An 11,481-nucleotide genomic window follows, 5' to 3' on the forward strand; every position below is an offset into this window, starting at 1 on the left:
CGTCGAATTCGACGGCCACAACGGCAGCTTCAAGCGTGTCCTCGTGCCCGAGGGCAGCGGCGGGTTGTCGGGAATCCAGAACCTGACCGTCAGCCCGGACGGCAAGAAGATCTACGCCAGCAGCTGGTCCAACAGCAAGATCCTGAGCTACGACGCCGGGACCGGCGCGTTCCTCGGCACCTTCATCGACACCGGCGTCGGCGGTCTGGCCAACCCGGATCAGGTGGTGTTCGGCCCCGACGGCAACTTCTACGTCAGCAACCGGTTCCGGGCCGTGATCGGTCGCTACAACGGGCAGACCGGCGCCTTCATCGACAACTTCGTCAAGGACAACCGGCTCGGCGGCTTCGTCGCCTTCACCTTCGGGCCCGACAAGAACATCTATGCCAGCGAGTTCAACGGTCCGCAGGTGGTGCTGCGTTTCAGCGGCGCGACCGGCCAGTTCATCGATGTGTTCACCAAAGGCAGCCCGCCGCTGGACTCGGCTACGTCCGGCACTGTGTTCGGCAAAGACGGCAACATGTACGCCAGCCGGTTCCATGCCGACCTGATCCAGCGCTACAACGGCAGCAGCGGTCAGTTCATGGACACCTTCGTTCCGGCCCACAGCGGTGGGCTGGATGTGCCCGACTACCTGACCTTCGGCCCGGACGGCGATCTCTACGTTGCCGCAGCGGGCAGCGGCGCGATCCTGCGCTACAACGGCACCACCGGCGCCTTTGTCAGCGTCTTCGCGACTAACCCAGGCCTTCTCCCCAAAGGCCTGGTATTCGTCGACGCCGGGACACACGTGGCGATGTGTGACGGCCTGGTCGCCACCATCGTGGGCGGGGCGGACGACGACGTGCTGGTCGGCACCGAGGGTGACGACGTGATCGCCGGCCTGGGCGGCAACGACATCATCTACGGCCTGGGTGGCAACGATGTGATCTGCGGCGGAGCCGGCAACGACATCATCTACGGCGGCCCCGGCGATGACCGCCTGTTCGGCGGTCCCGGCGACGACGTGATCTACGGCGACGAAGGCAACGACCAGCTGTCCGGCGGCAAGGGCCGCGACGTGCTGATCGGCGGCCCCGGCATCAACAAGCGGCTGCACCGGCGCTGAACGACCTCGCCTCGAATCGCCATCGAGGCATCAAGCACTGGCCGGCGTGGGCGCCAGCCAGTGCCTTGCCGCCAACACGATCGGCATCGCGACCAGGATCAGGTGGGTGCACCAATCGGCCACCGTCCACGGCCACCAGTCGGAAGGTGTTCCGGCACGCGACAACGGCAGCACCACGTGGTGCATCGCCATCAGCAGCACCACGCCATAGGCCAGGCCCACCAGCGGCCAGGGCCAGCGCAGCAGCGCCGGCACTCGCTGCGCCACCAGCACGAAGGCGGTGGCCATGCCGAGCGCGATGAAGATGTGCAGGGCCACGCCCAGCAGCGCAGTGGCCAGGCCACCTGCAATCGCCGCCTCGCGGCCCAGCAGACCGGATGCCACGCTCTGGAAAACGCGCTGCGGCGACACGCCCTTCGCCACGCCCCAGAAGATGCTGGCCAGCAGGCCGTCGTTCAATGCGGCAATGCCGCCGCCCACCAGGATGGCCATCCATGTCGCTTGGTTCATTCGGCTCCTCTCAGTCGTGTTCACAGTTCACTGGCGGCGCGGCCCAACTGCCTCGCCGCCACTTCGATCTCGCTCGGCGACAGCGCCGCAAAGCCGAACAGCAAGCCCGGCTGCGCCGGCGGCCGGATGTAGTGCTGTGCCAGCGTGTAGACCCCCACGCCGCGCAAGCGCGCCGCTTCGATCAGCTCGTCTTGCCTCGTCGCGGCGCGGCCCTTGAGCCGGCCCACGACATGCATGCCGGCGTGGCTGTCGTGCAGCTCCAGCCAGTCGGCGCCATGCTGCTGCATCGCCGAGAACAAGGTATTGCGCCGCGCCCGCAGTGCGCGCACCACGCGGCGCAGGTGGCGCTCGAAAGCGCCGGTTTCCATGAAGTGGGCCAGCGCCGCCTGCTCGATGGCCGGGCAGCCCAGGTCCATCAGGCGCTTGGCGGTGACAAAGTCTTCGCGCAACGCCGGTGGCAACACCATGTAGGCCAGCCGGATCGATGGCGCCAGCACCTTCGAGAAGCTGCCGACGAAGATCACCCGCCCTTGCCGGTCCATCGCCTTCAGCGCGGCCACCTGGCGACTGTCGTAGCGCAGCTCGGCGTCGTAGTCGTCCTCGACGATCCAGGTGTCGTGGCGGGCGGCATAACGCAGCAGTTCCTGCCGCCGCCGCTGCGACATCACCGCCCCGAGCGGAAACTGGTGCGACGGCGTCACGAACACCAGCCCGGGCCGGCGCTCGGGCAGTTCGTCGACCATCAGGCCGGACTTGTCCACCGCCACGCCGACCAGCTTGGCACCATGGGCCAGAAAGGTGTGGCGGGCCGAGAAGTAGCCCGGGTCCTCGACCACCGCAGTGTCGCCCTCGTCGAGCAGCACCCGTGCGGAGAGCGCCAGCGCCTGCTGGGTGCCGGCGACGATCAGCACCTGGTCAGGCGTCGCGTCCACGGCGCGGCGGCTGCGCAGGTACTTGCATACCGCCTCGCGCAGCGCCGGCGCGCCGGCCATCGGCGGGTAGCCCATCGGCGTGTACAGCGCCGCGCGGGCCAGCACGTTGCGCCATTGCTCGGGCAGCAGCGCATCTGCAAACGGCTCACCGTACTGCAGGCTGTAGCGCACGCCCTGGTGCCGGCGCCAGGCCGGAAAGTCGTGCAGCAGCTCGCGCGCACGCCGCGCATAGGCCGAGGGCGCCGGCGTGGCGCCGTGCGGTGACAAGGTCGCCGAGCCATTGGTGGGTGCGCTGTCGTGGCCGTTGGCGTGCACGAAGCTGCCCGCCCCCACCCGCCCCTCGACCAGCCCTTGCGCGCCCAGGTGCTCGTAGGCGGCACGCACGGTGTTGCGCGCCAAGCCCAGCGTCTGCGCCAGGTCGCGCGTGGGCGGCAAGCGCGTACCGCTGGCCAGCCGGCCCTGCTGCACGGCGCTGCGGATCGCGCGACTGAGCTGCAGGTACTGGGGTCCGTCGCCGTCGAGGTCTAGGTGCATGGCGGGGATGGTGCTGGTGACACGAGTGCTGCGGCCTCACAGCGTACAGCGCGCCCAGCTCGCATTCAGCGTGCGGCCGGTCTCGTCTTGCGCCCACACCACCAGCTCCAGTTCGGCCGGTGTGGGTTGCGGCAGCGCCAACTGCGCGCGCCACGGGCCCGTCCCCGCCACCGGCCCCGCTGCGGTGCGCACCACATGCTCGTGGCGCAGCGTGACACCGCGGTTTTCGCCTTGCGACACCGGCGACACCAGACCGCCTTCGAGCAGCACAGCCTGCAGCTGAATCGGCGGCGTGCCGGGCGCCGTCTGGGCACGCAACTCGAAGCGCAGATGGCCACCCTCACGTGCCAGGTCTTGCAGCACCAGTGACACCGCCGGCGTCTGCGCGGCTTGGCGAATCAGGCGCGAACGCAACGCCCGCTCGTCGCGCCAGGCGGCAAACGCCACGCCGTCGACAAAGACCTGCGGCGTGACCACCGCTGGCACGCCACCAGCCGCCACCAGGCCCTTCTGCCGCTGCGACGACGCGGGCAGCGCAAAGCGGTCGACCCAGCCCAGGCTGTCGAAGTAGTCGACGTGCCAGACCACCGGCACCAGCTCCGGCCCCGGCTGAAAGGCGCCGAAGCGGCGCTCGGCCGGCGGGCAGCTGTCGCAGCCCTCCGAGCTGTACAGCTCGGCCAGCACGATGTGCGCACCCGGCGGCGCCATCCGGCAGGCCAGCGCCGCGGGGCCCAGGTCCTGCGCGCCGGCCACGGCAAGGCCGTGCGGTGTCGCAGCCGCAATCAGCAGGCAGAGCGTGCCGAGCATCGGGTCAGAAGCGAACATTGGCGCGCAGGTAGACGAAGCGGCCACGCGGGTCGACATAAGTCGGGTCATAGCCGGCCTGGAAGAAAGCCTGGCCGCCGTTGTTGGTGTACGGCGGGTCGGTGTCCAGCAGGTTCTTCACGCCCAGCCCCAGATCGAGCGTGCGGCTGAACTGGTAGGTCGCCAGCAGGTCGTAGGTCGTGTAGTCGCTGACACGGCGCGGTTTGAAGGCCGGGTCCTCGGTGTCTTCGAAGGTACCGGGCACGTCCTTGTAGCCGGTCTGGAAGTTCTGCGCGAAGGTCGCCGACCAGGGGCCCGAGCGCCAGTTCAGCGCCAGGTAGTGCTTCCAGCGCGGGATGATGCCGGCCGCGTTGGCACTGGCCAGGCTGTTGGCATCGGCGATGCCGTCCGAGAAGGTGCCGTCGGGCGCTTGCACGTCGTACTTCAGGAAGTAGGTGCCGCTCAGGCTGATGCCCAGATCGCCGATCGGCAGCTTGGGCCAGCGCAGCTTGGCGTCGATGTCCAGGCCGCGGATCTTGCTTTGACCCAGGTTGATCTGGCGCTGGTCGATCTCGATGATCGGCCCGGGCAGGTTCGGGAACGCGTTGTCCGGCGGGCCTCGCCGCACCAGGTTGCCGAAGCGGTCGAGGTCGCCCAGGATGTTGGCCACCGGCACACCGGCGACGATGGTCTTGCTGAGGTGAATGTCGAAGGCGTCGATGCCAAGCGACAAGCCCGCCGCCGGCTCGACCACGAAGCCCAGCGTGGTGTTGCGGCTGCGTTCGGGCTCCAGCGCCGCGTTACCGCCGGCCAGGATCGGGAACTGCGTCTGGCAGTCGTTCGAGCTGTTGTTGCCGTCGATGCCGCAGCGCAGCGGGTCGCTCTGGCCGTTGGCGGTGACGCCGGTGACCTGTGGGCCGAACAGGTCGGTCAGGCTGGGGGCCCGAAAGCCACGGCCGACCGAGCCGCGCAGCAGCAGCTCGCGCATCGGCTGCCAGCGCACGCTGGCCTTCGGCGTGGTGGCCGAGCCCGAGCCTTCGTAGCGGTCGTGGCGCACGGCGAAGTCCAGCTCCAGGCCCTTCATCAACGGCGCGTTGAGTTCTGCGAACACCGCCTTGACCTGGCGGTCCTTGTCGACCGGCAGGAAGTTGCCGCCGAAACCGGTGATGTCACCCGACTGGATGGTCAGGCTGGGCGACGACTCGAAGGCCTCGCGCCGCAGCTCGCCGCCCAACGCAAGCGCCAGTGCCCCGCCGGACAGGCTGGTCAGCTCGGTCGAGCCCTTGGCCGAGAGGCTGCTGAGGCTGGTCTGGTTGACGTAGGCGTTGCCGCGGAACTGTGTCGCTTCGATCTCGGCCAGCACGTCCGGCGTGTTGGGGCCGAAGAAGTTGACCCGCCCGCTGTTGAGCAGCGGCAGGATGCCCAGGTACGACGGGTAGCCGCTGTTGACGCGCTCGGTCACCTTCGATTGGCTGTGCAGCAGCGCGGTATCGAAGTCCCAGCTGCCCAGCGTGCCGCGCACGCCGAGCAGGCCGCGCACCGGCTCGACGATGTCGGTCAGGTCACGGTCGCCGGTCAGGATCGAGCGGTAGCGCACCAGCAGGTCGGGCAGCGGGTCGCCCGGTTCGAGTTGCGCACGCACGAAGTCAGTCGGGTAGTACTGCGTGCCGGGCCGCAGCACGATGGTGGCGTTGCCGTTGTACGGCGCCACGTTGAACAGCGGATGGTTCGGCGGCAGCGCGAACTGGTCCGAGATCGGCACCGGCTGGATCACCGTGTGGATCGTGTTGCGGCCGAAAGACAACTCACCGAAGGCTTCGATGTCGGGGTTCAGCGGCACGATCGCACTGGCCATGAAGCCGACGCGCTCGGTCGGCGGCACCAGTTGCACCGACGGTGCGGGGTCGTAGCGGCACACGGCCGGGCCGAACAGCGGGCTGGACACCGAGGGGTCGCACTCCGGCGCCATCGGGTTGTAGCTGTGGCCGTTGAAGAAGATGTTGGCCGGGAAGGCATTGCCCGAGGTCGTGTCGTTCAGGTGCTTGACGTTGACGCTCGACTTGGCGAAATCGCGGTCGCGGCCGCGCAGGCCCTCTTCCTTCTGGTAGGTGCCGATCAGCGTGATGTTGTAGCCGTCGACCGCCGATTCACCATGGCCCCACAGCACGCTGACGCGGCTGATCGAGCCACCGCCCTGCGTCGAGTTGCCGTATTCGAGGCCGACTTCGGCGCCGTGGTAGTCACGCCGCAGCACGAAGTTGATGACGCCAGCCACCGCGTCACTGCCGTAGACCGCCGAGGCGCCGTCCTTCAGCACCTCGACGCGCTCGATGGCGGCCAGCGGGATCGAGTTGACGTCCACCGAGACGCTGTCGCCGATGGCGCCGAACGCGCTCACACGCCGGCCATTGATCAGGATCAGCGTGCGCGTGCCCGACAGTCCGCGCAGCGATGCGCTGGAGATGCCGCCGGTTGTTGCGCCGGCGGCCATCGAAGCGGTGACCGCACCGCCGCTGGTGGTTGCGGCAATGCGGGTCAACAACTGCTCGACATTGGCCGCGCCGGACGACTGGATCTCTTCGCGCCGGATCACCTGCACCGGCAGCGCGGTCTCGGCCTCGATGCGCTTGATCGACGAGCCGGTGATCTCCACGCGCTGCGGCTTGGCCTCGGGCTCCGCTGGAGTGGCCGGTTGCGCCCATGCCGAGCCCATGGCCCACATGCCGACGGCCCATGCCAGTGCATGGGCCAAAGGAGTCGGGTGGAAGAGGCGGCTGGGGGCGCGGCGGCGGCGTTGCGGCATCGTGACTCTCCTGCAGTGGTGTGTGATGCCGCAAATTCTGGGAGTGGCCCAATCGCCCGCAGGGGCCCAATTCGGGCGCAGCGATTGGGCCCAATCAGCCCCCAAGTGRTGTTCTGAAAACCTTGCCGCCGGTGCTGAACGCCGGGCTGCCTACACTGGGCGCCGAGTGCCCGCTGTCACGCCCCGCTGGCCCGGTTGAAAGGTTCCGGGCCGCCCGTTCGACGAACAGCCTGAGCACGAGGCGGAAGCCGCCTTCCCGCCCGACTGGGCCCAACACCTTGAAGTGAGCTGTTTCTCATGAGTCACTCGCACGACGACCCGCGCTACCCGGTTCAAAAGACCGACGAGGAGTGGCGGGCGCAACTCAGCCCCGGCGAATACGCGATCGCCCGCCACGCTTCCACCGAACGCGCCTTCACCGGCCGCTTCTGGGACCACTGGGAAAGCGGCGTTTACAAATGCGTCGGCTGTGGCGAAACGCTGTTCGAATCGGGCACCAAGTTCGACGCCGGTTGCGGCTGGCCGAGCTACTGGCAGGCGGTGGACGACGGCCGCGTCGAGCGTGTGGTCGACCAGACGCACGGGATGACCCGCGTCGAGGTGCGCTGTGCCAAGTGCGGCTCGCACCTGGGCCATGTGTTCGACGACGGCCCGGCGCCGACCGGCGAGCGCTTTTGCATCAACTCGGCAGCCATCAACTTCGACGCAGCCAAGTGATCGGTCGCCGCCATGGGCGGACCTGGGGGCCGGGTCATGCAGCCGAGTAGACTCCGGCCCGCGCCTGCCGCCGGTGGGCGAGTTCGCCTGTTTTCATGAAGCTGCTGCTCGACTTCCTGCCCCTGGTCTTGTTTTTTGTGACCTTTCGCTACACGGAAGGCAACCCGGACGAGGCAGCAGCCTTTGCGACCGAACACTTCGGCCAGTTCATGTCCGGCGGCACCGTCGCGCCCGACCAGGCGCCGGTGCTGCTGTCGACCATCGTCGTGATCCTGGCCACGCTTGGCCAGGTCGCTTTCCTGAAGCTGCGCGGGCGCCGCGTCGACCTGATGCTGTGGGTCAGCCTGTGCCTCGTGGTGGTGCTGGGCAGCCTGACGATCTATTTCCACAACGACACCTTCATCAAGTGGAAGCCCAGCGGCCTGTACTGGACGCTCGGCCTCGTCTTCTGGGTCAGCCAGRCACTTTTTGGTAAGAACTTGTTGAAGAAGCTGATCGGCGAACAGCTCGAATTGCCCGAGCCGGTGTGGCGCCGTCTGAACCTCGCCTGGGTGCTGTTCTTCGGCTTCATGGGCGTGCTGAATCTCTGGGTGGTCTACAACTTTCCGACCAGCACCTGGGTCAGCTTCAAGGCATTCGGCACCACCGCGCTGATGTTCATCTTCTTCCTCGGCCAAGGCCTGTACCTCAGCAAGTACCTGCCCGACGAGGAAGAGGCCGCGCCGACGGCCGACAAACCCCGCGGCGAGCCATGAACAACCCCCATGTCACAGCTGCCGCGGTGCAGCAGCAATTGATGGCGACGCTGGCCCCGCAGGAACTGGAAGTGCGCGACGACAGCGCGGCCCATGCCGGGCACGCCGGCGCGCGCGAGGGCAGCCATTTGTCGGTGCGAATCGTCAGCGATCGCTTCAGCGGTTTGACACGTTTGGCGCGACATCGCCTCGTGTATGATTCTTTGAGCACTTTGATGCCGCAGGGCATCCACGCATTGGCGATTGACGCCCGTGCACCGGGTGAACCCTGAAGAAGTAGCTGGCGCAAACCGCCTGGTGTCCACGCAAGCCCCGTGCCGTGCGTTGCCTCCAGGTCGCGATTGACGCGGCGTGCCTGACAAGCAACCCCCTAGTTCCACAACGTTGACCCTCGTCACGAGTCACCATCTGAAGGCGACACGCATGAACCTGAAATCCACCGCCGTCCTGGCTGCCGCAGCCATTCTGTTGCCGCTCGCTGTGCAAGCGCAAAACGTGGCCACCGTGAATGGCAAGCCCGTTCAAAAGGCTCGCGTCGACATGCTGGTCAAGCAAGCCACCAAAGGCGGCCAGCCGGCCACGCCCGAGCTGCAGACGCGTGCCCGCGACGAAGTCGTGATGCGCGAAATCTTCGTCCAGGAAGCCGAGAAGAAGGGCATCCTGACCAGCGCCGCCTACAAGGAACAGATGGAGCTGCTGCGCCAGACCGTGCTGATCCGCGAGCTGTTCGAAGACTTCAAGAAGAAGAACCCGGCCACCGACGCTGAAGCCAAGGCCGAGTACGACAAGGTCAAGGCCGCGCAATCGGGCACCGAATACCGCGCTCGCCACATCCTGGTCGAGAACGAAGACGAAGCCAAGAAGCTGATCGCCCAGATCAAGGCCGGCGGCAACTTCGAAGAACTGGCCAAGAAGAACTCGAAGGACCCGGGCTCTGCCGAAAATGGCGGTGACCTCGACTTCGCCAAGCCCGACAGCTATGTGCCCGAGTTCAGCGCTGCGCTGACCGCACTGAAGAAGGGTGAAATGACCGAGACCCCGGTCAAGACCCAGTTCGGCTTCCACATCATCAAGCTGGAAGAAAGCCGCGAAGCGACCTTCCCGGCGTTCGACGAAGTCAAGCCGCAGCTGATGCAGCGCGTCGAGCAGACCAAGCTGCAGAAGTACCAGGACAACCTGAAGAWGGCCGCCAAGACCGACTACAAGTTCGCGCAGCAGTAAGCTGTTCCCGAACCACGACCAAGGCGCCCCACGGGGCGCCTTTTTCATGAGCCGAATTTGCTAGGCTGATTTTGTTCGGCCGCGGCGCGCCGATTCGAAGCGCCGTACGTTGTATCGTTCGCCGCGCCCATCCGGCCCCTCCACGGGCCCCCACACGGCCCGTACGCAACGACGCGTTGAAAGCCATGACGACCGACACCCAGCCCACCGCTTCGGCCCCCGCCCCCGTGAGCTTCGGCGAAGCCTTCGCCTACTGGCTCAAGCTCGGCTTCATCAGCTTCGGCGGGCCGGCGGGGCAGATCGCGATCATGCACGAGGAGCTGGTCGAGCGGCGCCGCTGGATCAGCGAGAACCGCTTCCTGCATGCGCTGAACTACTGCATGCTGCTGCCCGGCCCCGAGGCCCAGCAACTGGCCACCTACATCGGCTGGCTGATGCACCGCACGGCCGGTGGCATCGTGGCCGGTGGGCTGTTCGTGCTGCCCTCGCTGTTCATCCTGATCGGCCTGTCGTGGGTCTACATGGCCTATGGCCACGTGCCGGTCATCGCCGGCATGTTCTTCGGCATCAAGCCGGCCGTCACCGCGCTGGTGGTGCACGCGGCCTACCGAGTTGGCTCGCGAGCGCTGAAGAACGCGTGGCTGTGGGGCATCGCGGCGGCGGCCTTCGTGGCCATCTTTGCGTTGCAGGTGCCCTTCCCTTTGATCGTGCTGGTGGCCGGCGTCATCGGCTACTTCGGTGGCCGCTTCGTGCCAGACAAGTTCAGTGCCGGCGGGGGCCATGGCGCGGCAAACAAGCAGTACGGCACCGCCCTGATCGACGACCACACGCCGACCCCGCCGCACGCGCTGTTCAGCTGGGCGCACTTTCGCCGCGTCGTCGTGGTGTTCCTCGGCCTGTGGGCCGCGGCCATCAGCGGGCTGACCGCGCTCTACGGCTGGGACGCCGTGCTGACCCAGATGGCCTGGTTCTTTACCAAGGCCGCACTGCTGACCTTCGGCGGTGCCTACGCGGTGCTGCCCTACGTCTACCAGGGCGCTGTCGACCAATATCAGTGGCTCACCGCGACGCAGATGATCGACGGCCTGGCCTTGGGCGAAACCACGCCCGGCCCGCTGATCATGGTGGTGTCGTTCGTCGGCTTCGTTGGCGGCTGGACCAAGGCGATCTTCGGCAGCGACTCACTGTTCCTCGCCGGCGCCGCGGCAGCGACGGTGGTCACCTTCTTCACCTTCCTGCCGTCGTTCTTCTTCATCCTGCTCGGCGGGCCGTTCATTGAGTCGACCCACGGCAACCTGAAGTTCACCGCGCCGCTGACCGGCATCACTGCGGCCGTCGTCGGCGTGATCGTCAACCTGGCGGTGTTCTTCGCGTACCACGTGCTGTGGCCGCAAGGCCTGAGCGGGCCCTTCGACTGGCTGTCAGCGGTGATCGGCATCGGCGCAGCGCTCGCGCTCTTCCGCTTCAAGGTCGGCGTGATTCCGGTCGTGGCAGGCTCGGCGCTGGCCGGGCTGGCGATCAGCCTCGCGCGGCCGCTGCTGGGCTGACGATCGCTGCGGGTCAGGCGTCGAGCAGCCGCCCGGCCTCGATGTGCAGCTGGCGCTCGCAGCGCTCGGCCAAGGCGCGGTCGTGCGTCACCATCACCAGCGTGGTGCCGACCTCGCGGTTCAGCTCCAGCATCAGCGCCATCACTGTTTCGCCGGTTGCGAAATCGAGGCTGCCGGTCGGCTCGTCGGCCAGCAGCAGCCGCGGCCGCACGACGAAGGCGCGCGCCAGTGCGACGCGCTGCTGCTCACCGCCGGACAGCACCCGCGGGTAGTGAGACAGGCGCTGACTCAGTCCCACACGGCCCAGCATCTCGGTCGCCAGCAGGCGCGCATCGCGCCGGCCGGCCAACTCCAGCGGCAACATCACGTTTTCGAGCGCAGTGCGGTTGCCCAGCAGCTGGAAGCTCTGGAACACGAAACCGAGCTTGCGGGCACGTAAAGCCGCACGCGCATCCTCGTCGAGCGCGAACAGGTCTTCGTTCTCGATCACGACGCGGCCTTCGCTCGGCACGTCCAGCCCGGCCATCAGCGCCAGCAGCGTGCTCTTGCC

At 67.4% G+C, this 11,481-nt stretch carries 10 protein-coding genes and 1 pseudogene; 6 read left to right on the forward strand and 5 right to left on the reverse strand.

The genetic code is table 11. The annotated features are described in order from the left end of the window. Nucleotides 1-1,108, forward strand: a pseudogene (locus AC1DYI_RS16450) (hypothetical protein); the annotation flags it as partial. Between the two features lie 30 nt (nt 1,109-1,138). On the opposite strand, the gene AC1DYI_RS16455 reads toward AC1DYI_RS16450, so the two are convergent. The 4 genes from AC1DYI_RS16455 to AC1DYI_RS16470 are packed head-to-tail and all read right to left on the reverse strand — an operon-like array spanning nt 1,139 to nt 6,691. Further along, nucleotides 1,139-1,618, reverse strand: coding sequence for a hypothetical protein (locus AC1DYI_RS16455; protein WP_477205208.1), 480 nt, complete (start codon nt 1,616-1,618; stop codon nt 1,139-1,141). 20 nt (nt 1,619-1,638) lie between these two features. Then, nucleotides 1,639-3,084, reverse strand: a complete 1,446-nt coding sequence (gene pdxR, locus AC1DYI_RS16460) for a MocR-like pyridoxine biosynthesis transcription factor PdxR (protein WP_477205209.1) — start codon at nt 3,082-3,084, stop codon at nt 1,639-1,641. Between the two features lie 36 nt (nt 3,085-3,120). After that, nucleotides 3,121-3,909 carry a DUF1223 domain-containing protein gene (locus tag AC1DYI_RS16465; RefSeq protein ID WP_477205210.1) on the reverse strand — a complete coding sequence of 263 codons (789 nt, stop codon included), beginning with the start codon at nt 3,907-3,909 and terminating at the stop codon, nt 3,121-3,123. Next, a complete protein-coding gene (locus AC1DYI_RS16470; RefSeq protein ID WP_477205211.1) occupies nt 3,896-6,691 on the reverse strand; it encodes a TonB-dependent receptor in 2,796 nt (931 codons plus the stop codon). The genes AC1DYI_RS16465 and AC1DYI_RS16470 overlap by 14 nt, the downstream gene beginning before the upstream one ends. 297 nt (nt 6,692-6,988) lie before the next feature. Here AC1DYI_RS16470 and msrB point away from each other — a divergent pair, with 297 nt between their 5' ends. From msrB to chrA, 5 genes are all read left to right on the forward strand, one after another. After that, on the forward strand, nt 6,989-7,408 hold the full coding sequence (msrB, locus tag AC1DYI_RS16475) for a peptide-methionine (R)-S-oxide reductase MsrB (protein ID WP_477205212.1): 420 nt from the start codon (nt 6,989-6,991) through the stop codon (nt 7,406-7,408). 95 nt (nt 7,409-7,503) lie between these two features. After that, nucleotides 7,504-8,163 (forward strand): septation protein A, encoded by a 660-nt coding sequence (locus tag AC1DYI_RS16480; RefSeq protein WP_477205213.1) that lies wholly within the window; start codon nt 7,504-7,506, stop codon nt 8,161-8,163. Beyond that, the gene (locus AC1DYI_RS16485; RefSeq protein WP_477205214.1) at nt 8,160-8,435 is read left to right on the forward strand and encodes a BolA family protein; all 276 of its coding nucleotides are present in this window, start codon (nt 8,160-8,162) and stop codon (nt 8,433-8,435) included. Before AC1DYI_RS16480 ends, AC1DYI_RS16485 begins: the two co-directional genes overlap by 4 nt. A gap of 151 nt (nt 8,436-8,586) precedes the next feature. Beyond that, on the forward strand, nt 8,587-9,384 hold the full coding sequence (locus AC1DYI_RS16490; RefSeq protein ID WP_477205215.1) for a peptidylprolyl isomerase: 798 nt from the start codon (nt 8,587-8,589) through the stop codon (nt 9,382-9,384). Between the two features lie 185 nt (nt 9,385-9,569). After that, nucleotides 9,570-10,931 (forward strand): chromate efflux transporter, encoded by a 1,362-nt coding sequence (chrA, locus tag AC1DYI_RS16495; RefSeq protein ID WP_477205216.1) that lies wholly within the window; start codon nt 9,570-9,572, stop codon nt 10,929-10,931. Nucleotides 10,932-10,944: 13 nt separating this feature from the next. Here chrA and AC1DYI_RS16500 read toward each other — a convergent pair. Further along, nucleotides 10,945-11,481 (reverse strand): ABC transporter ATP-binding protein (locus tag AC1DYI_RS16500; protein WP_477205217.1); only part of this gene is annotated, 537 nt, incomplete at its 5' end.

The sequence above is a fragment of the Ideonella sp. P3_A4 genome (assembly GCF_056403075.1).